The following is a 20,851-nucleotide window of genomic DNA, read 5'->3' on the forward strand; positions in this document are numbered from 1 at the left end:
ATGTTAGTTGGGGCTGCGCGCGAAGTCCGTGAGGGCCCCAATCAAGCCGAGCAGTAGGATCACCGCACCAACTGCGAATGACCAGGGCGCGCCAATACCCACGATGAGGAAGCCGAAGAGGAACGACCCGGCTGCTTGCCCACCGTCAAAGGAGATGTTCCACACAGTTGATGCCAGGCTCATCTGTGATGGGGGGCAACGGTAATACAGGGAGAGCAAGGACTCGTTTTGCACCAACCCAAAACCAATGCCGTACATAAACGCAGTCGCGATAATCCATGCGGGCGCACTGTCCGCATGGAGACACCACGCGAACCCAGCCATACCGGCCGCACCAAACAGGTGCGCCGGGATCATCAGCGCGCCCGGCGCACCACGACGGTCTGCAATCGCGCCAGACGCTAGGCGTGCAAACATCACCGCGAGATTCACCACTGCCAGCACGATGCCACCCAAAGCAGCTGTTTCCGCAACCCCCGATTCCCGGATCGCAGCGGGCAGGAAGTTAGAGATCAAGCTGTACGCGCCCGACATGAGCACCAAGGCCAACACCGGCAGCACCAGGACGATCCAGCCCGGCGCAGCACCACGTATCTTGGGCTCAGCTGGTGCGCCCTTGAGCGCTGGAATTCTGAAACAGGCAGCCGCGCCCAGCGCCGCAACCAACAGCGCCAGAATCCACACCGGGAAGTACCCAAACCGTTCTGCCACTGCCAGGCCCACAGGAAGTGTGATCAACTGTGCCAGCCCACCTGATGCGCCGAAAATACCGGTGGCTTTGCCCAGAAACTTCCGTGGCACAAGCTCCGGGATAATCGCCGCCTCAGACACCGTCATCGCACCGAAGCCCATGCCGCGAATGATCGACACGAAAAAGACCATTGCCGGCGACATGCTGACGGACAACAACAGCGCCGGCACGCCCAACAAAACTGCGGACATCACAATCACGGAACGGTACGTGAAGCGGCGCAACACCCGTGGCATGAACAGCTGGGTGACCACAGTGGCAACCATGAACACACCGGTGGATGCGCCAGCCAACGCAGCAGAACCCGTGGAATCCAACACCGCCACCGGAATGACCGGCAACAGCATCGCCCACGAACCGAAGGCAGCAGCAACAGCGATAAGCGCCGGGATATATCCCGGCGCTGACCATACTGATTTCACATTCACATCAGTCATCTAAGGCATCGCCCCAAAGAGCACAATCAATGCGCCAGCAAGTGCGAGCGCCGCAAGGATACCCATGACAATCGACGGGACTTTCAAATCTTGCCGGTAAAAGGACCACGTCCCGCCCGCTAACAAACCCGCTGCAATGAACAGCATCCATACGGAAATACCGCCAAGAACGCCCACTAGAGCGCGCCCTTCGTGGACGGCACACCGGTGACACGCGGATCCATTTCATAGGCCGCACGCAGTGCACGTGCCACTGCCTTGTATTCCGCTTCCGTGATGTGGTGCGGGTCGCGGCCGTACTCCACATTGATGTGCAGCGTAATGCGCGCGTTGTACGCCAGCGTTTCAAAGAAGTGCCGGTTAATCACCGTGGCGTAGTGGCCACCGATGATCTGCCATTCCATGTTCTCCGGCTCACCGTTCATGACAAAATACGGGCGGTTCGAAATATCCACGATGGCGTTCACCAGGGTCTCGTCCATCGGCAGAGCCATAGAACCGAAGCGGCGGATGCCGTTCTTATCCCCCACTGCGTCGATAAGCGCCCAGCCCAGCGTGATCGCAGTGTCCTCCACGGTGTGGTGTGCATCGAGCTCGATATCGCCCTTTGCCTTCACGGTGAGGTCAAAGCTGCCGTGAGTACCAAATGCGGTGAGCATGTGGTCAAAGAACGGCAGGCCCGTAGCCACATGCACCTTGCCTGTTCCATCAAGGTTGATCTCAACAGAAATATCCGACTCGCTCGTCGTGCGCTGCGCTTTACCAATGCGATCAGCCATTGTTCTTAATCTCCTTCGCCGCGTTCAAGAATGCGTCGTTTTCTTCATCCAACCCAATTGTCACACGCAAATGTCCCGGCACGCCGACATCGCGGATCAGCACACCCCGATCAAGGAATTGCTGCCATGCGGCCGCAGCATCATCAAAGTGCCCAAAGAAAAGGAAGTTCGATTCACTCGGCACAACCTCGTAGCCGTACTCGAGCAGTGCTGCCTGAACTCTTTCGCGTTCGCGCGCAAGCTTATCGACGTATCTCAGCGTCTCCTCCGCATGCCTCAACGCCACTCGCGCGGCTGCCTGCGAAATCACCGAGAGGTGGTACGGCAAACGCACCAGCATCACTGCCTCAATGAACGCCGAGTCGGCTACGAAGTACCCGAGACGCCCCCCAGCAAAGTCAAAAGCCTTAGACATCGTGCGCGACACAACCAGCTTGGTTGGGTACTTCGCCAGCAGGGTCACTGCCGACGGGCTCGGCGAGAACTCTGCATACGCCTCATCCACGATGACGATGCCGGATGCTGCATCAATAATGCGCTCAATGTCCTCCAACGAGGTGGAATCACCCGTCGGGTTGTTCGGGGTTGTCACAAACACGACATCCGGTTGCTTCTCAGCGATCGCTTCCAACGCGCGATCCATGTCAATACGGAAGTCCGCACCGCGTTCCACCCCGATGAACTCAGTCTGCGTACCCGCACTCAAGATCGGGTGCATGGAATAGGACGGCACAAAGCCCATCGCGGACCGCCCCGGCCCGCCAAAAGCCTGCAGCAACTGCTGCAATACCTCGTTGGAACCATTCGCGGCCCAGAGGTTATCCACCGTCACGTGCACACCGGTCTGACGGCTCACATATGCAGCAAGATCCTCGCGCAGCTCCACCGAATCGCGTTCCGGGTAGCGGTTCAGGCGACCGGCAACGCGGGCAACTTCGGCCACCAAATCGTCGATAAGTGTCTGCGACGGCGGATACGGGTTCTCATTCGTATTCAGCGCATATGGCACGTGAAGCTGCGGGGCACCATACGCAGACTTACCGCGCAGCTCTTCGCGCAGTGGCAGATCAGATAATTCAGCCATTAGTTTTCCTCCGTCCGTGCCTTGATCGCCTCACCGTGGGCCGGCAACTGCTCATCTTCTGACAAAGCGATGATGTGCTGGCCCACCTCCTTCAACGCTGTCTCGTCATACTCAATCAAATTCACTGGGCGCAGGAAGGTATGCGTGGTCAGGCCCGGATTAAACCGCGCGGTCCCCGAGGTTGGCAGCACGTGGTTCGAACCTGCGATGTAATCCCCCAACGGCACCGGCGAATACGGGCCCACAAAGATGGCGCCCGCATGCGTGATCCGGCGCGCCACCTCAGCCGCATTACGCGTGTGAATCTCCAAGTGCTCCGCGGCATAGGCATCCGCAACCGCGATCCCGGCTTCCAAATCATCCACCAGGACGATGCCGGACTGCGCACCGCCAAGAGCCGTAGCCGCGCGCTCCGCGTTCAAAGTCTCCGCTGCATGCCGATCAATCTCCGCATCCACAATGCGAGCAAATTCCTCCGAATCCGTGATCAGGACCGAAGCCGCGTTCTCATCGTGCTCAGCCTGGGAAATCAGATCAAGTGCCACAAACTTTGGGTCCGCCGAATCATCTGCGAGCACCGCGATCTCAGACGGACCTGCCTCCGCATCGATCCCCACAACGCCATTGACCACACGCTTCGCAGCCGCCACAAAGATATTGCCGGGCCCGGTGATCTTGTCCACGGGTTCCAACTGTGCCTCATCATCGCCGTAGGCCATCAGCGCAACCGCCTGTGCGCCGCCGACTGCCCACACTTCATCCACGCCGAGCATTGCGCATGCTGCCAAAATTGACGGGTGTGGCCACCCGTCATGCTCCGCCTGCGGGGGCGAGCACACGACGAGGGAATCCACACCGGCCTCCTGCGCCGGAATCGCATTCATGAGTACAGAAGATGGGTAGACCGCCTTGCCGCCCGGCACGTATAGGCCAACGCGAGAAATCGGCAAAAAGACTTCTGTAACCGAGGCTCCTGGAGCCAACTGCGTAGTCTGGCCCGTTGGCTTCTGGTCAGCGTGCACAGCACGAATGCGACGGATCGCCTCTTCCAGGCCCGCCTTCACCTTCGGATCAAGCTGCTCTACAGACGCTTCAATCACGCCCGCTGGAACGCGCACAGCGTCGGGGCGCACCCCATCGAATTTCTCCCCATAGTCAAGGGCAGCGCCTACCCCCGACTCCTTCACCGCATCAATAATCGGCGACACGATGTGAATAACGCTTGCGACGTCCACGCCGCCACGCGGCAATACTCGCCGCAACGCAGATGTGGTTGGTGTTTGGCCCCTGAGGTCGGTCACTTTGAGCATGCCAACCATCCTATTAGATCGGGTTTTTCCCCAGACTCGCGACCATACCTATCCAGTAACTCAACGCCGCGCACAACGGTGCAACAAACCAACCAACACCTGGCTGCAGAATCGGAACCCCCTCAGCCGCCATCACAGTTCCGACGACAAGAAAAGTCCAAGCGCCAAATAGACTGACCGCAGCCACAAAGAGCATTCGCCATGCAGTTTTCACCCCCGGCAAGGCACCAATGATGATGCCTAGAACACCGGTGAGGACAACAAACCCAGCAAAGGAGCCGAACTCCACGTTGTCAGGGCTTGCAAGAACGTCGACCGCCGGATGTCCACCTTCATCTACGAGCACATAAGAGGGACGCAATATCCCCCACACTGCGCCTGCCACTGCTCCGAACACACCCGAAATGAAGATGGTGCCGGCGGCCCAACGTCCTAGTTGCAGACCTTCCACTGGCCGTTTTCACGTGCAAAGCGCTGAACACCAGATTCGGCCTGGCCGTTGGTGGTCACCGTCACCGTTGCGGACGCGGTGTCACCGTTGACGCGCACATCCGTGAGGGACGCGCTCGTGTCTGGCACCGGTGGAATCGGCTGACCGGCAAGACGCGCTGCGTCCACGGCCTGGCGCATCTCACGCTCAGTCTGATCCAGGCTGGTGCCTTGCGCAGCGAGCTCCTGGTTGGTCTTGTCCACCACTGCCTTGCAGGAGTTGTTCATGATCACGCGGGACCAGGAGACAACGTCCGCCGGGTTGTAGATCCGGTTCATGGTCTCGGTCATCGCGTTGATGTCTTCCTGGCTCGCCGGATGGCCACCCTCCACCGGCTTGACCTCAATGGTTGGAAGATTGCCGTTTTCAAATGGGTTGGCCACACCTGCCTCATCCGGATTCTGCTCATCCCCCGGTTTCTTTTCTTCTTCCGGCTTCTTTTCTTCGTCAGCCTCCGAACCAGCAGTGACAACATTGGTCACAGTAGCCATCTCGGATACAACGTTCGAAGCTTCGTCCCCGGAACCGCAAGCGCTCAATGCCAACGGGGCGGCGAGGCAAGCAGCTGCGACAGTCTTCTTCGAGGTGATGGTCATCGTCATGAAAAAGTTTCTCCTCACAACTCGCAATCGGAAGCGCGAGATTGTTGCTTTGTGTAGCTTTCAGTGCACAGCGAATCTTAGCAACCCTTTTTACAGGTGGTTCAATGCCTGCCCAATGAACTTGCCGTGAGAAAGCTGTGAAAACCCAGCCACAGGTGGCGTGTATGGTCAGCTGTTATGCAACTGTCGCGGGATCTCATTGCCAAAGCGGCGGTGGGGATCTTGGATGAATACGGCCTCGCCGACGTGTCTATGCGGCGCGTCGCCGGGCATCTTGGGGTGGCTCCCGGCGCTTTGTACTGGCACGTTGAAAACAAACAAGCCCTGGTCAGTGCGATGGCGGAACTCATACTCGCTCCAGTGCAGAAGCACTCTGACCCACGGGAAATGTGCGCGCAGATTCGCAGTGCGCTCTTATCCCACCGGGACGGCGCGGATGTCGTTACGGCCGCTGTGTCTCAACCACATTCCCCACTCTTTGCTTCCCTAGTCAGTGATCTGCGGGATACTCTCCCCCATTCTGATCCGCGTGCTGACGCTGCCGCCGAGGCTCTCCTTTTCCTCACATTGGGGGCGGCCAACATTTATCAGTCGGGCACTCAGCTGCAGGATGTCACCCGCACTCCGGGCACGCCACGCGGTGGATCAGTGGACACTGCGGTGGATCTTCTCCTCCTGGGTCTTAGGCACGAACCGGATTCGGTTAACATCGAATCTCATGACAACCCCTCGTGAGCACAGCCAGGTATGGCCTGGATCGGCCTATCCCCTGGGATCCACCTATGACGGTGCGGGCACCAACTTCGCCATTTTTTCTAATGTGGCGGACAAGGTCGAGCTCTGTTTGATTGACCCGGACGGAAATGAGGAGAGGATTCCTCTCGCGGAAGTGGACAACCACGTCTGGCACGCCTACCTGCCCGGTGTTTTACCAGGCCAGCGCTATGGCTACCGGGTTCATGGCCCGTGGGATCCGAACAGTGGCAAACGGTGTGATCCATCCAAATTGTTGGTTGACCCGTACGCCCGCGCCTTTGATGGCGAGTTTGATGGGCACTCGTCCCTATTCTCCTACGACATTTCCGCGGAGCCACCAGGTTCGGGCCGGAATGAAGAGGATTCACTCGGCCACACCATGCTGTCCGTTGTGGTCAATCCATTCTTTGATTGGGGCGATGACCGTGCGCCACGTATCCCTGACAATGACATGGTCATTTATGAAACGCATGTGAAAGGCATGACGCAGCTCCACCCAGATGTGCCTGAAAATCTGCGTGGCACCTATGCCGGATTGGCACACCCCAGTGTCATTTCCTACTTGAAGGATCTGGGCATCACATCTGTTGAGCTCATGCCGGTACACCAATTCCTGCAGGATGACCGCCTGCGCGAACTGGGTCTACGTAATTACTGGGGCTACAACACTTTCGGTTTCTTTGCCCCGCACAAGGATTACGCCGCGGGCGAGAACCCGGGAGATGCGGTAGCAGAATTCAAGGGAATGGTGCGCGCCTACCACGAGGCAGGCATGGAGGTCATCCTTGATGTGGTGTACAACCACACCGCTGAAGGCAACCACTTGGGCCCCACGATCGCCTTCCGTGGCATTGACAATGAGGCGTACTACCGGCTCGTAGATGACAACAAACTCCACTACATGGACTACACGGGAACCGGTAACTCCCTGAATGTCCGCGACCCACACTCGCTGCAGCTCATTATGGATTCCCTGCGCTACTGGGTCACGGAGATGCGTGTGGACGGTTTCCGCTTCGATCTTGCGTCCACCCTGGCCCGCGAGTTTTCGGATGTGGACCGTTTGGCAACGTTCTTCGATCTGGTTCAGCAGGACCCCGTCGTCTCTCAGGTCAAGCTCATTGCTGAGCCCTGGGACGTCGGCGAAGGTGGCTATCAGGTGGGTAATTTCCCACCGTTGTGGAGCGAATGGAATGGAAAATACCGCGACACTGTGCGGGATTTCTGGCGTGGTGAGCCGTCAACGCTCGGCGAGTTCGCTTCACGCCTGACGGGTTCTTCGGACCTGTATAACCACAATGGGCGCCGCCCCACCGCATCTATAAACTTCATCACAGCCCATGACGGCTTCACACTCAATGACCTGGTGAGTTACAACCAAAAACACAATGAGGAAAACCAGGAAGACAGCCGGGACGGGGAAAACCACAACCGTTCGTGGAACTGCGGTGTTGAAGGTCCCACGGATGATCCGGAGATCCTTGCGTTGCGTGCACGTCAGCGCCGCAATTTCCTCACCACCCTGCTGCTATCCCAGGGCACCCCGATGATCTCCCACGGTGATGAGTTAGCGCGCACGCAAAGCGGTAACAATAACGTGTACTGCCAGGACAATGAGATTGCCTGGATGAATTGGGAGCACCTAGACGCTGCAGAGAATCTGCATGACTTCACCCGCCGCCTCATCGCGATCCGGAAGAACCACCCGGTTTTCCGTCGGCGCCAGTTCCTCGCCGGTGGCCCGTTGGGCACCGACGTTCGAGACCGCGACATCGCATGGCTGGTCCCGGATGGTGAGCTGATGACGCAAGGCGATTGGGACTTCGCTTTTGGCAAGGCCCTGCAGGTATACCTCAACGGCAACCAGATCGTCGAGCCGGATCAGCGTGGCCAGCGTGTCACTGATGATTCGTTCTTGCTCATGTTCAATGCCTTCCACGAAGACATCGAATTCACACTGCCGCCGAAGAATCTCGGTACCAAGTGGGAAGTACTCATTGACACCACTGAACCGTTGGGTTACCCAGCGGAAACGGAGGAGATTGAGGCGCGGGGAACGAAGAATGTTCCGGCACGTTCCACGATTGTTCTGCGTCAGATTGAGCCGCCGCTCTTCGAGGAGGACGCATCATGATCACTGCCCACGGCGCTCGCCTCGCGGTGACAGGTTCTGCTGTTGAGATCCATCCCGCGCCACTTGAGGCAGCACTGCTTGGTTCCTCTGAACCGACCATCATTCCACTCGTGGACATCGATGATGTGAGTGTTCACGCGGGTGACCGGTGGGATGAATCCACTGTCACCATCGGTACTACGCCGATCCGTTTCGCCCCCGGCGATACGGAAGGCCCAGAACAACTGCGTGCGGTGATCGATGCCGCTCAACGTGGTGAAACAATCAACCTCGACGCAATTGCGGGTTTCAACTTTGTTGCACTCGATGTGGAAACTGCAAACCAGAACTGGGGCTCGGTCTGCCAGATCGGCGTTGTCACCGTCATAGATGGAATCATCACCAACAAACAAGGGTGGTTGTGTCGTCCGCCCGAGCAGCTTTCGCTTTTCGACGATGCCAACGTGGCCTGCCACGGCATCACGGCGGACGATGTGGCCAATGAACCGTCGATAAGCGAAATCCTCCCCCGTGTCTTTGAGTACATCGGCGATCACACCGTCGTTGCCCACAACGCTTATTTTGATGCTTCGGCCCTACGATATGCGGCGCAGGCATCCGGCGTTGAGGTCCCACACCTGAACTTTGCATGCTCTTTGGCGCACGCGCGGGCTGTAAATCTTGATGTGTCCAACCACCGTCTGCCCACGTTGGCTGAATTCTTTGGCATTGCCTTGGATAGACACCATGATGCTGTTGCGGACGCTGCTGCATGCGCGGGGATCATGGTCGGGCTTGCCCGTCGCGCGAAGTACTCGGGACCGGTCAATGATTACGTAACTGATTCCGGATTCCAACTTGGGTCTATCAGTGCTGACAAAGTGACCCCAGTATTGAAGGAATTCCGTGGCCAACGGAAGAAACAAAAGCCAGCTCCCTGGCAGGCCGTAGCAACCCCCGACACCATCCCGGAGCCGAACCCTAACGCCGACCCGAACGCACCACTGTATGGGCAGAACGTCACACTCACCGGCGAGTTTGAGCCCTACGACAAAGGTCAGCTGTGGAATGGCATTGCTGCCCAAGGTGGCCAAGTAGGCAAAAACGTGACCAAGAAGACCACCATTGTGGTCGCCGGTGCGTGGGCAACCACGACGTCGAAGGAAAAACGCGCCCGCGAACTCATAGAAAAGGGCCAAGAAATTGAGATCTGGCCTGCAGAAAAACTCTACTCTGTACTTGATTTGGAAAGTCAGGGAACCGAATAAAGGCCAGAAGCAGTCTAAGGAAGTATGACTATTGCTACTTCAGTTCTTGCTTCTTCCGACATTGAGACCGTCAAGCGCGCGCACACTGTCCTGAGCCCCGCGACGGATCTTTCAGCCTTCCTCACCCCACGTACGTCCGCCGTGATCAACGATGAATGGGACGGGCCTGTGACTATTAACCTTTCCCGCGACCACGCCACTAGGCTGTTAGATTCAGTCGGCAACGCTGTGGACCACGTGGAACTTGGGCGCCGTGGGCTCACTGTGCGCCAAGCGTGGGATTCCGCGGCGCTGAAGTTGTTGGCTGCTCAACGTGATCCGTACACAGTGCATTTTGATGTACGTAATTCTAGCTTCAGCCTCGGCCCCAAATCTCCCCGTGGTTTGGAGATCAAAGGCGAACCCGCCACGTCTTGGCTAGCTCATCCAAAAACTTTTCAAATGTTGCACCGGCACTTCTTGGATGTTTTAAAGCCCGAACAGTCCATCACGTATCTCACCCGTGACCACCGTGAACTCTTCGTTCTGGACTGCACCGCAGAGCATGCGGCATCAACGTTCCCTTACGCCACTGTGCTCACGTACTCCCTCGGCTTCCCAATAAAACGCACTATCGTATGAAAGCATGGACCGGCCGATTACTTCCACTTACCGCCTTCAACTCCGTGGCCCCCACGCTGATCCAGCGGGGCGCGGATTTGGTTTTGCTGAAGCCGCCGCTGTGGTCCCCTACCTAGCGGACCTGGGAGTGTCGCACCTGTACCTCTCCCCGATCTTCACCTCGTATCCGGATTCGAATCACAACTACGATGTAACAGACCCGACGACGATTAATGAGGAACTTGGTGGGATGACCGGCCTCAAAGAGTTGGCTTCCACCGCCCACACCGCCGGGCTGGGCCTCATCCTGGACATCGTCCCGAATCATGTGGGTGTGGAAACACCAGAGCTCAACGCCTGGTGGTGGGACGTGCTCAAGAACGGACAGTCTTCGCAGTTCGAGCCCTACTTCGACATTGACTGGCATGAGGATAACGGCGCCGGTGGCAAACTCGGCCTACCCATCCTGGGTGACCCCGGTGATGAGGACAAACTCACGCTCACCATGCTGGGGGAGGAACCTGTTCTCGCCTACTACGACCATCATTTCCCCCTCACCCCCGGCTCTTTCAGCAGTTTGGATGATGATCCACGTGAGGTGTACTCGAAACAACACTATCGCCTCAATTACTGGCGTGACGGCGTCATCTCCTACCGCCGTTTCTTCTCCGTCAACGGCCTCGCCGGCATCCGCCAAGAAAACCCCGTGGTGTTTGAGCACACCCATAAAGTGCTGCGCCAGCTTATCCGCGATGACGTGATCGATGGCGTCCGCGTTGACCACCCAGACGGTCTTGCTGATCCTTTTGCCTACCTCAACCAACTCCGCACACTCATCGGGCCGGACCGCTATCTCATTGCGGAGAAAATCCTCGGTGTGGCTGAGCCGCTCGATCCCCGCCTTGCTGTCGATGGCACCACTGGCTATGACGCTCTGCGCGAACTCGATGGTGTCTTCATTTCCCGCGAGGCCGAAGACGCGCTGAGCATACTCTCCCTCGAACAATCTGGTTCTACATGGGATGCCCCTGCCATCGAGGCAGCCGAGCACCAGTTGAAGCGTGAAGTCGCGCAATCAGAACTCGCCGCGGAAATCCGCCGCCTCACCCGGGCTATCTCCGCAGATGGGACGGAACAGTTAGAAGCAACCCTCATTGATCTCATCGCCGCGATGCCGGTGTACCGCGCGGACTACATCTCCCTGTCCCGTACGACATCCACCATCATCGCCGACATGGCTCGCCGCTTCCCCTCCCGCTGCGATGCGCTCAACCTCATCTCCACTGCGCTCATTGCCAACGATGAGGCGAAAACACGCTTCTCCCAAGTGTGTGGCGCTGTCATGGCCAAAGGTGTGGAAGACACATTATTCTACCGTGCATGCCGACTCATTGCCTTACAGGAAGTCGGTGGCGCGCCGGGACGCTTTGGAGTGTCCGCGGCAGAATTCCATCTGCTGCAACAAGAAAGGGCAATGTTGTGGCCACGCGCAATGACGACGTTGACTACGCATGACACCAAGCGCAGTGAAGACACACGAGCACGCATCATCGAGATCACGGAGCGCCCGAAAGCCTTCGCCGAGCTGGTCCACCACGTCAGCGCACTCGTGCCTGCCCCGGATCAAGCAACGGCACACTTCCTCATTCAGAATATCCTGGGTGTTTGGCCCGCCGATGGCATGACCGACGATGTCCGCCAGCGGCTTCATGCGTACGCACAAAAAGCAGTTCGTGAGGCAGGTGTTCACACCACCTGGTTCGACAATGACACAGCGTTTGAAAACGCGATCTCCAACTGGATCGACGCGGTCGTGGACGGCCCAGCCACAAGCATGATTCAGGAATTCGTTGAAGAGATCCACCGCGGTGCCGTGCAGGTTTCACTCGGCCGGAAGCTCCTGCAGCTCATTGGCCCCGGGATTCCAGATACGTACCAAGGTCAAGAGTTCATTGATTTCTCCCTGGTTGATCCCGACAATCGCCGCTTTGTTGATTATGTTCACCGTGCACAAACCCTCAACCAGTACTTGGAAGAAGGCATCACCGATTCTGCGGACCGGATGAAACAGGCGGTGGTATACGAAGGCTTGCGCCTCCGCCGCGAACGACCAACAGTCTTTAGTGCCAACAACTACCGTGCTGTTTTTGCCGAAGGTGAAGCGTCCCATCATCTGGTGGGTCTCGCACGCGGAAAAGACGTCATTGCGCTTGCTACCCGCTCCCCGCTCGGGTTGGAAGACAGTGGCGGCTGGGGCGCCACCACCGTCACGTTGCCACCTGGAACGTGGACGAACCGACTGACCACAACTACCTTCACCGGAACAGTCAAGGTGAGTGATGTTCTGGGGAACCTTCCCACCGCGCTCTTGGTGGCAGGATCCTAGCGGTCTCTTCCCAACAGGCGGTCAATCTCACGCCGTTCTTTCTTCGTTGGCCGGCCCGCACCGCGATCGCGTTTGGGCATGGAATAGAAATATTCTTTCGGCGGCGGTGGAGGTGAATGGTCGACGTAACAGGCCCGCGCAACAGAGGCACCGACACGTTTGCGTATGGTTTCTACCACTTCGTACTCAAGGTCGCGGTAGTCTTTCCACGCTTTGACGCGGTCCCCGGGCACAACCTTGGCTGAGGGTTTGACCGCGTTCCCGTTGAGTTTTACATGCCCGGCGCGAACTGCATTAGCTGCGTCGGATCGGGTTTTGTACATGCGCACAGCCCAGATCCACACGTCGATCCGGACTGGTTCCACTAGTACTCGTCCTGGTGGTTGATAATCTGCTGGACTTTGACGTAGTTGTACACGCCACCGACAACGGCCACAACGAGGCCAAGGCTAAACCAGAGCCAGAAGGAGGGGAAGATCAAGCCAAGCACGACGCCACCGACGACACCTCCACCAATGCTGATTACGGCGTTGCGTGAGTGCTCTCGCACTGCCTGCTTGCGCGCTTCAATCGGATTATGGGGGCGAGGCTGTAAAGTCATGCCGTTTAGTTTAGCGTTCCACCCAGGTCTCGCCGGTTTCCACTGCTTCTGCCGTGCCTTGGGTCAGTGCCGCCAGCAATTCGTTGAGGTTTTCCAGTCCACCCGGATCAATACCCAGCGTGTACGTGGCAGCTGCACCGTACTGGACGTCCACCACATCGATGCCGCTGGTGCGCAGGTCCGCTTCAATTCGGCCGGCTTCCGCATGAGGTAGATCCACAGCCACGAGGTGCCGCAAACGTTTCTCTACCCGCGCGACATGTTCCAGTGTTTCGGACACGGCACCCGAATAAGCATGTACCAGCCCACCAGCCCCAAGTTTGATCCCACCGAAGTAGCGGATCACCACCGCCACGATGTTCTGCATCCCAGAGCCGCGCAGCACATCCAGCATGGGCTTCCCGGCAGTGCCGGATGGCTCACCATCATCACTGGAACGTTCAACGGGGTTCTGTCCGTGCAGGATGAATGCGGAGCAGTGGTGCCGCGCATCCGGGTAGGTCGCTTTCGCTTTCGCAATGACCTCACGCGCTTCCTCCTCGGATTCCGCGCGGGTGATCCATGTGATGAAGCGTGAGCGTTTGATGGTGATTTCATGGGTAACCAGGTCAGGTGCTGGTAGTTCGTAGGAAACAAGCATCGTTCCCGCATTTTACTTAGTGTGGAGTTCATGAGTTCCACCGAGCGCTTTGAAGTATGGGCATCGCGTGCACATGACGTCCAACTTGTCGTGGACAGTGCCCACCATCCGATGAAGCGAGCCAAGAAAAGAGGTTGGTGGGTCTCCGAAATCACCAAGGAACCGGGCCAGCGTTACGGCTATCTCCTTCACGATGGGAACGACTGGGCCGGCCCTTTTCCGGACCCGCGCACGCGCCGCCAGCCGGATGGTGTGCATGGGTTATCGGAAGTCTTCGGCACGGACTTCCCGTGGACTGATCAAGGGTGGACACCGAAAAAGCTCCAAGGCCAGGTGATCTATGAGCTTCACGTGGGTACGTTTACGCCGGAGGGGACGTTTGCGGGGGTCGTCGATAAGCTTGCTTATCTCGCTGACCTCGGTGTGACCGCCATCGAGCTCATGCCCGTGCAACCTTTCGGCGGGGAGCGAAATTGGGGCTATGACGGCGTGGATTGGTTCGCTGTCCACGAAGGTTACGGTGGACCACACGAACTGAAGAAACTTGTTGACACTGCACATGCCCACAACATCAGCGTCTTCCTCGACGTCGTATACAACCACTTTGGCCCCGACGGCAACTACAACGGGCATTTCGGCCCGTACACCTCGATGGGCTCGACTGGTTGGGGCGATGTGGTCAATCTTTCCGGCGCACATTCAGATGAGGTCCGCCAGTACGTCCTCGATGCGGTGCGCCAGTGGCTCGAAGAATTCCACGTGGACGGTCTGCGCCTCGATGCGGTGCACTCCTATGATGACCGCGCAGCGTACTCCATCATGGAAGAGATCAACTTGATCGCGGATGAGACGGGTGCCATCATCATCGCTGAATCCGATCTGAATGATCCCCGCATCATCAGTGACTATGAGCACGGTGGATATGGGCTCGACGCACAGTGGCTTGACGACGTCCACCATGCCCTCCACACCCTCATCACCGGCGAAAACAACGCTTACTACGCAGATTTCGGCAGCCTAGACATTCTCGCTGACACCCTGCGCAACGGCTATCGCTTCCGCCGCACCTACTCATCTTTCCGTGAACGAACCCATGGGAAAGAATTAGACCTCACCCGCATCCCCCCGTGGAAACTGATCACCTACACCACCACGCACGACCAGGTGGGCAACCGCGCAAAAGGTGATCGTCCGTCCCAGAACCTGACACCTGCACAACATGCTCTGAAAGCTGCGGTGATCTTCTTCTCCCCTTTCACCCCCATGATTTTCATGGGGGAAGAGACCTACGCACAGACCCCATTCCCTTTCTTCGTGTCTCACACCGATGAACGTCTGCTGCGCCTGACCAGCGAGGGCCGCGCACATGAATTCGCGCGCTACGGCTGGGACTTAGACGCCGTGCCCGAGCCAGCCGATCCCGCCACATTCGATTCCGCGAAGCTCAACTGGGATTTCGGGGACGATTCTGCACAGATGCTCTCTGCCTACAAGAAGCTGTTGTCACTCCGCAAAGACTTCAACCTTGCCCGTGATGATCTCCGTGAATTGCAGGTAGAGCACGGGGCAGGTTGGCTCACGATGGGTTATGACGATGTCGTGCTCGCCGCAAATTTCTCCGGCGAACCCGTCACCGTGCCCGTCGGCGGCGAGCTTGTTTACTCCTTCACACAGCCGAAAACTACAAACACCTCAACCGTGCTGGATCCCTGGGGTTTTGCGGTGATTAGCCGATAACGATGTAGTCATACTCCGGAGTACCCGGCATGAGCCGCTCACAGTCAAAGGAAGCATCCTCCATACGCTGCAGCAACGGCTCCAAGTCCGTTGCACGCGCCAATTCCAGGCCAACGAGCGCCGCACCGGTTTCGCGGTTGTTCTTCTTCAGGTACTCGAAGAGTGCAATATCATCGTCCGGGCCCAGCACATCGTTGAGGAAACGGCGCAGCTGGCCCGGCTCCTGCGCAAAGTTGACCAGGAAGTAGTGCTTCAGACCGCGGTGGACCAGGGAACGCTCCATAATCTCGGCGTAGCGCAGCACGTCATTATTACCGCCGGAGACCACGCACACCACGGTGCTGCCCGGCGCGAGGTTCACCTCAGCCAGACCTGCCACCGACAACGCACCGGCGGGCTCCGCGATGATGCCTTCGTTTTGATACAAGTCCAGCATGTTCGTGCACACCGCACCTTCATCCACGTCAGTGAGATGAATCCGGCCCTGGTTCTGTTCCACGATCTCGTAGTTAATATCACCAACGCGCTTCACGGCGGCACCATCAACGAAAGGGTCCACGTCCTTCAGCGTGACCGGCTCCCCCGCTTTCATCGCCGCCGCCATCGACGCCGCTCCGGCCGGTTCCAGTCCCACAATGGCAGTGCGTGGCGACATATCAGCCAAGTAAGAAGCGATACCGGCGATGAGCCCGCCACCGCCGACAGGCACCAGAATGTTGTCTAGCGACTTCCCCAGCGCCGAAAGCTGCGTCACTACCTCTGCTGCCACGGTGCCCTGTCCAATCACAGTGTTACGCGCATTGAACGGCTCCACCATGGTGGCACCGCGTGCGAGAGCATCCTCGTGGGCTGCTTCTGCTGCCTCGTCAAAGTTGTTGCCGGTCAATACAAGCTCAACCGAATCCCCACCGTGCACCAAAATCCGGTCACGCTTCTGCTTCGGCGTGCGCTTCGGCACAAAGATCTTGCCGTCAATCCCCATCGAGCGGCATGCGTACGCCACACCCTGCGCGTGGTTACCAGCTGATGCTGCGACGACACCGGCTGCCTTTTCGTCTGCGGAAAGCTTGGAAATGTTGTAATATGCACCGCGAATCTTGTACGACCGCACATCCTGAAGATCTTCACGCTTCAGATACACCTCCACGCCATACTGCTGCGAAAGCCGCGGGCAGTACTGCAGCGGAGTCGGAGCAATAATGCGGGAAATATCCGCCTGTGCTGCTTGGATATCGGCTGCGTGGACGGGTGCGAAAGTCATAGGCCCATATCTTAGCCCCCTTTATCTCTTGGTTTTACCCCGGCAAGGACGTACACTTTTCGCGGTTAGAAATCTCAAGAAGGAGCCCCCGTGAAGAAGACCCTCATCGCCGCCGCGCTCGCGGCCACCACCGCTTTCTCTGTCACTCCCGCCGCCTTGGCAGAAACCACTGCGGAGGTGAAGGAAAGCCAGGAAACCCGAGACACAAAGGACAATAACGAGCTTGATCCCACCAAGGACCGGTGGGATACGAACGGCGCTTCCAGCGACCCGGCTCCAGACGGGGGATTTCCCGAGAACTCTTCTACCCTGAACCGCGTTGGTGCCTACATGCAGAGCAACCACTTCAAGATGCTCTCTTTGATCGTTGCTACTGTCGCAGCGGCCATTACCATGCTGGCCAAGGTTGGGGAGATTGTTCTCCTGCTCAACCCTGACCTGCGGGCTCGACTCGGCGGGAAATAAAGTTAGCCCAACACCCCAGCGCCCATCGCGGCCTTCAGGTCGCCCATGAGGCTGCCGGACCGCTCCACCCTGAGGTGATCGCCCAGAATCATCAGTTGGGAGTGGTCCCCATTCACCAGGTTCAGGTAAACATCCGAATCACCCGGATTGTTTGTCAGGACCTGTTTTAATTTCTGGATGTTGTCCATCGTGCACTGTTCCGTGCGCAGCGTCAGTCGCAATGGCAGACCAGCACCATTGCCTGGCCCCAGCTCCGGCACCTTCACGTCATCGCCGAAGAGACTCATGCGCTCATCACGGATGGAAACATGCGCTTTGACCAGGATGATGTTGTCCTCCACGATCTGCGGGGCAACGAGCGCGTACACCTTATTGAACAACAGCACCTCGACCTGGGCGCCGTGGTGATCCTCCAGTGTGACAATGGCCCACGGCGAGCCGTCCTTCTTAGAGAACCTCCGGTCCACCGCCGAAATAATGCCGCCAATGGTGACCTCATCACCATGGCGCATCCCACCTTCGAGAATCTTCGGCAGTGGCGTATCCGTCTGTGCCGCAATCGCTTCTTCGAATCCGTCCAGCGGGTGCCCGGACACATAAAGACCCAACATTTCACGTTCGAGCGCCAGCTTGTGCTTCTTTTCCCACTCATCGTCGGGAACCTCGATGGAGAATGCGGCCGCCGCTTCCGCGTCGCCAAGCGATGCGAAGAGATCAAACTGCCCCTTATCCGCAGCCTTCTTCGTGGTCAGCACTGAATCCACCGCATCGTCAGACACAAGCATGAGGCCCTTGCGCGGGTGCCCCAAAGAGTCGAACGCACCTGCCTTGATCAAAGACTCCGTGATGCGCTTGTTGCACGGCAGAAGATCAATCTTGTCCAAGTAATCGGAGAAGGATGTGAAATCGCCCTTCGTTCGACGGGTCTCCCGGATCGATTCCACAACTTCCACGCCCACGTTGCGCACAGCAGCCAACCCGTAACGGATGTCCTTGTCCACAGCGAGGAAGTTCTCCTCCGACTCATTAATGTCCGGTGGCAACACGGAAATGCCCAGGTGGCGGCAATCCGCAAGGTAGATCGCCGACTTGTCCTTCTTATCGCCTACCGACGTCAACAGGGCCGCCATATATTCAGCCGCATAATTCGCCTTCAGGTAGGCAGTCCAATAAGACACCAGCGCATAACCTGCAGCGTGCGACTTGTTAAACGCGTAGGATGCAAACGGCTCAATCGTTCCCCACAACGCATCCACTGCACCCTTGGAATAGCCGTTGCTGAACATGCCTTCGGAGAACTTCTCATACTCCTTAGCCAACACCTCAGGCTTCTTCTTACCCATGGCCTTACGGAAGCCATCAGCTTCACCAGCGGTGTAGTTAGCCACCTTCTGGGAGATGTTCATGATCTGCTCTTGGTAGACAATCAGACCATACGTCTCATCCAGAATCTCCCGCAGTGGCTCTTCCAGCTCCGGGTGAATCGGGGTAATTGGCTTGCGCCCGTTCTTACGGTCCGCATAATCCCAGTGCGCATTCACCCCCATTGGCCCCGGACGATACAGCGCCAGCGAAGCCACGATGTCATTGAAACCCGTTGGCTTCATACGCTTCAGCAGCTCCTGCATGCCTCCGGAGTCCAGCTGGAACACGCCCAACGTGTCACCGCGCGACAACAACTCATAGACCGCCTCATCATCCGTATCCAGCGTGTCTAAGTGAACATGTTCACCACGGTTCTTCTGAATATTCTCAATGGCGTCACCCAGCACAGTCAGGTTGCGCAGACCCAAGAAATCCATCTTCAGCAAACCGATGGCCTCACATGCCGGGTAATCCCACCCAGTGATCAACGCACCATCAGCGGGACGCTTCCACATCGGAATATGGTCCATAAGTGGCACAGACGCCATGATCACCGCACAGGCGTGGACACCCGCCTGACGGACCACACCTTCAAGCCCGCGCGCCGTTTCATAAATCTTGGCCACATCCGGGTCCGTCTCAATCATGGAACGCACCTCGGCTGCTTCCGAGTACCGCTCATGCTCCGGGTCCATGATGCCGGCCAGCGGAATATCCTTTGCCATGATCGCCGGCGGCAACGCTGCATTGATACGGTCCGCCATTTGGAAGCCCGGCTGACCAAAGTTCACCTTCGCTGCGTCCTTGATCGCCTGCTTCGTCTTCACCGTGCCGAAGGTGATCACCTGGGCGATTTTGTCCTCGCCCCAGTTTTCAGCAGCGTAAGTGATCATCTCGCCGCGGCGCCGATCATCAAAGTCAATATCAATATCCGGCGCGGAAGGACGCTCCGGGTTCAAAAATCGCTCGAAGAGCAGACCATGCTCAATCGGATCAATATTCGTGATGGTCAGCGCATACGCCACCAGCGAACCTGCTGCCGAACCACGCCCCGGACCAACCCGAATACCAATAGAACGCGCATGCTTAATCAGCTCGGCGACGATGAGAAAGTAGGACGGATACCCCTTCATGTCAATGACATCAATCTCATAATCCGCGCGTTTGAGGTACTCCTCCGGCACCGTGCCACCGTCAAAACGCTCCTGCAGACCACGGTGCACTTCCTTGCGCAGCCACGTCGTCGGAGTCTCCCCCTCCGGCACAGTTGCCAGCGGCATACGGTCATGCGGGTGCTCTTCCCACAACTCGCCGTAATCCCCCACACGTTCCGCAATCCACAGCGTGTTATCGCAGGCATCCGGAACCATGTCATCCCACACCTCACGCATCTGCTGCGCGGTCTTGATGTAGTAACCAGTGCCATCAAACTTGAAACGGTCCGGGTCCAACAGAGTCTTACCAGTCTGCACACACAACATTGCCTCGTGTGCCGGCGCCTGCGATTCAAGGACGTAGTGGCAGTCATTCGTCACCAACGGCGGCAACTCCAACGCCTGGCCGATGCGCAGCAAATCATCACGCACACGACGCTCAATGTGCAGGCCATGGTCCATTAACTCAAGGAAGTAATTGTCCTTACCGTAGATGTCCTGCCACATCGCGGCTGCTTCAAGCGCCTGGTCATACTGCCCAAGACGCAAACGCGTCTGCACATCACCAGAGGGACAACCAGTTGTGGCAATGATGCCGTCCGCATGTTCCGCGATCAGCTCCGCATCCATGCGTGGCCACTTACCCAACTGGCCCTCATACGACGCAAGAGAGCTCAACCGGAACAAATTGCGCAAGCCCGTCACATTCTCCGCCAGCATCGTCTGGTGCAAGTACGCACCCGAAGCGGAGACATCATCGCTCTTCTGGTCAGGGGTGCCCCACAACACACGCTTCTTGTTAAAACGTGACTCCGGGGCCATATACGCCTCAATACCAATGATCGGCTTGATGCCCGCCTCCGTCATACGGCGGTAAAAGGCATTCGAACCAAACATGTTTCCGTGGTCCGTCATGCCCACGGCAGGCATGCCCTGGCGGTCCACTTCTTCCGCCAACAAATCCACCTTTGCCATGCCGTCAAGCATGGAAAACTCGGTGTGGTTATGCAGGTGGACGAAGGAGGAATTCTTGGCCATAGCTGCTTAGTCTA

At 57.8% G+C, this 20,851-nt stretch carries 19 protein-coding genes; 7 read left to right on the forward strand and 12 right to left on the reverse strand.

The genetic code is table 11. The features are described 5' to 3' along the window. Positions 1-3: 3 nt before the first annotated feature. From HMPREF2129_RS00790 to HMPREF2129_RS10500, 7 genes are read right to left on the reverse strand one after another with little or no spacing between them, the layout of a single operon-like run. Entirely contained in the window at positions 4-1,188 is a 1,185-nt protein-coding gene (locus HMPREF2129_RS00790; RefSeq protein ID WP_034661771.1) for an MFS transporter, read from the reverse strand. Continuing rightward, positions 1,189-1,365 (reverse strand): hypothetical protein, encoded by a 177-nt coding sequence (locus HMPREF2129_RS10950; RefSeq protein WP_156959205.1) that lies wholly within the window; start codon positions 1,363-1,365, stop codon positions 1,189-1,191. It abuts the gene before it with no gap. Next, complete coding sequence (gene hisB, locus HMPREF2129_RS00800) at positions 1,365-1,967, reverse strand: imidazoleglycerol-phosphate dehydratase HisB (RefSeq protein WP_034661773.1); 603 nt, start codon at positions 1,965-1,967, stop codon at positions 1,365-1,367. The genes HMPREF2129_RS10950 and hisB overlap by 1 nt, the downstream gene beginning before the upstream one ends. Further along, positions 1,960-3,051, reverse strand: coding sequence for a histidinol-phosphate transaminase (locus tag HMPREF2129_RS00805; RefSeq protein ID WP_034661775.1), 1,092 nt, complete (start codon positions 3,049-3,051; stop codon positions 1,960-1,962). Before HMPREF2129_RS00805 ends, hisB begins: the two co-directional genes overlap by 8 nt. After that, positions 3,051-4,361 (reverse strand): histidinol dehydrogenase, encoded by a 1,311-nt coding sequence (gene hisD, locus HMPREF2129_RS00810; protein ID WP_034662008.1) that lies wholly within the window; start codon positions 4,359-4,361, stop codon positions 3,051-3,053. Before hisD ends, HMPREF2129_RS00805 begins: the two co-directional genes overlap by 1 nt. A 13-nt stretch (positions 4,362-4,374) precedes the next feature. After that, positions 4,375-4,812, reverse strand: coding sequence for a hypothetical protein (locus HMPREF2129_RS00815; RefSeq protein ID WP_034661777.1), 438 nt, complete (start codon positions 4,810-4,812; stop codon positions 4,375-4,377). Further along, positions 4,794-5,453 (reverse strand): hypothetical protein, encoded by a 660-nt coding sequence (locus tag HMPREF2129_RS10500; RefSeq protein ID WP_052092471.1) that lies wholly within the window; start codon positions 5,451-5,453, stop codon positions 4,794-4,796. Before HMPREF2129_RS10500 ends, HMPREF2129_RS00815 begins: the two co-directional genes overlap by 19 nt. Before the next feature lie 177 nt (positions 5,454-5,630). Between HMPREF2129_RS10500 and HMPREF2129_RS00825 the strand changes: the two genes are divergently transcribed. The 5 genes from HMPREF2129_RS00825 to treY are packed head-to-tail and all read left to right on the forward strand — an operon-like array spanning position 5,631 to position 12,576. Then, positions 5,631-6,188, forward strand: a complete 558-nt coding sequence (locus HMPREF2129_RS00825; RefSeq protein WP_052092473.1) for a TetR family transcriptional regulator — start codon at positions 5,631-5,633, stop codon at positions 6,186-6,188. Further along, positions 6,172-8,343 (forward strand): glycogen debranching protein GlgX, encoded by a 2,172-nt coding sequence (gene glgX, locus HMPREF2129_RS00830; protein ID WP_034661780.1) that lies wholly within the window; start codon positions 6,172-6,174, stop codon positions 8,341-8,343. The genes HMPREF2129_RS00825 and glgX overlap by 17 nt, the downstream gene beginning before the upstream one ends. Then, positions 8,340-9,590, forward strand: a complete 1,251-nt coding sequence (locus HMPREF2129_RS00835; RefSeq protein ID WP_034661781.1) for an exonuclease domain-containing protein — start codon at positions 8,340-8,342, stop codon at positions 9,588-9,590. The genes glgX and HMPREF2129_RS00835 overlap by 4 nt, the downstream gene beginning before the upstream one ends. 24 nt (positions 9,591-9,614) lie before the next feature. Beyond that, complete coding sequence (locus HMPREF2129_RS10505; RefSeq protein ID WP_052092474.1) at positions 9,615-10,211, forward strand: hypothetical protein; 597 nt, start codon at positions 9,615-9,617, stop codon at positions 10,209-10,211. A 4-nt stretch (positions 10,212-10,215) separates the two neighbouring features. After that, positions 10,216-12,576 carry a malto-oligosyltrehalose synthase gene (treY, locus tag HMPREF2129_RS00845; protein WP_034661785.1) on the forward strand — a complete coding sequence of 787 codons (2,361 nt, stop codon included), beginning with the start codon at positions 10,216-10,218 and terminating at the stop codon, positions 12,574-12,576. Here the strand turns inward: treY and HMPREF2129_RS00850 are convergent. Genes HMPREF2129_RS00850 through HMPREF2129_RS00860 form a run of 3 tightly spaced genes read right to left on the reverse strand, consistent with a single transcriptional unit; the run spans position 12,573 to position 13,817 of the window. Continuing rightward, positions 12,573-12,941, reverse strand: coding sequence for an RNA-binding S4 domain-containing protein (locus HMPREF2129_RS00850; protein WP_034661787.1), 369 nt, complete (start codon positions 12,939-12,941; stop codon positions 12,573-12,575). The genes treY and HMPREF2129_RS00850 overlap by 4 nt on opposite strands. Further along, positions 12,941-13,177 (reverse strand): hypothetical protein, encoded by a 237-nt coding sequence (locus HMPREF2129_RS00855; RefSeq protein WP_034661790.1) that lies wholly within the window; start codon positions 13,175-13,177, stop codon positions 12,941-12,943. The genes HMPREF2129_RS00850 and HMPREF2129_RS00855 overlap by 1 nt, the downstream gene beginning before the upstream one ends. A 10-nt stretch (positions 13,178-13,187) precedes the next feature. Beyond that, complete coding sequence (locus tag HMPREF2129_RS00860; RefSeq protein ID WP_034661793.1) at positions 13,188-13,817, reverse strand: YigZ family protein; 630 nt, start codon at positions 13,815-13,817, stop codon at positions 13,188-13,190. 30 nt (positions 13,818-13,847) lie between these two features. On the opposite strand from HMPREF2129_RS00860, the gene treZ reads away from it, so the two are divergent. Next, on the forward strand, positions 13,848-15,554 hold the full coding sequence (gene treZ / locus HMPREF2129_RS00865; RefSeq protein ID WP_034662021.1) for a malto-oligosyltrehalose trehalohydrolase: 1,707 nt from the start codon (positions 13,848-13,850) through the stop codon (positions 15,552-15,554). Here the strand turns inward: treZ and ilvA are convergent. Beyond that, a complete protein-coding gene (ilvA, locus tag HMPREF2129_RS00870) occupies positions 15,544-16,815 on the reverse strand; it encodes a threonine ammonia-lyase IlvA (RefSeq protein ID WP_034661795.1) in 1,272 nt (423 codons plus the stop codon). The two genes, treZ and ilvA, sit on opposite strands and share 11 nt — an antisense overlap. Before the next feature lie 90 nt (positions 16,816-16,905). Between ilvA and HMPREF2129_RS00875 the strand changes: the two genes are divergently transcribed. Further along, positions 16,906-17,280, forward strand: a complete 375-nt coding sequence (locus HMPREF2129_RS00875; protein ID WP_034661798.1) for a hypothetical protein — start codon at positions 16,906-16,908, stop codon at positions 17,278-17,280. Positions 17,281-17,282: 2 nt separating this feature from the next. On the opposite strand, the gene dnaE is transcribed toward HMPREF2129_RS00875, so the two are convergent. Continuing rightward, a complete protein-coding gene (gene dnaE / locus HMPREF2129_RS00880) occupies positions 17,283-20,837 on the reverse strand; it encodes a DNA polymerase III subunit alpha (protein ID WP_034661801.1) in 3,555 nt (1,184 codons plus the stop codon). Positions 20,838-20,851: the final 14 nt, after the last annotated feature.

The sequence above is a fragment of the Corynebacterium tuscaniense DNF00037 genome (genome assembly GCF_000759055.1).
GTDB lineage: Bacteria > Actinomycetota > Actinomycetes > Mycobacteriales > Mycobacteriaceae > Corynebacterium > Corynebacterium tuscaniense.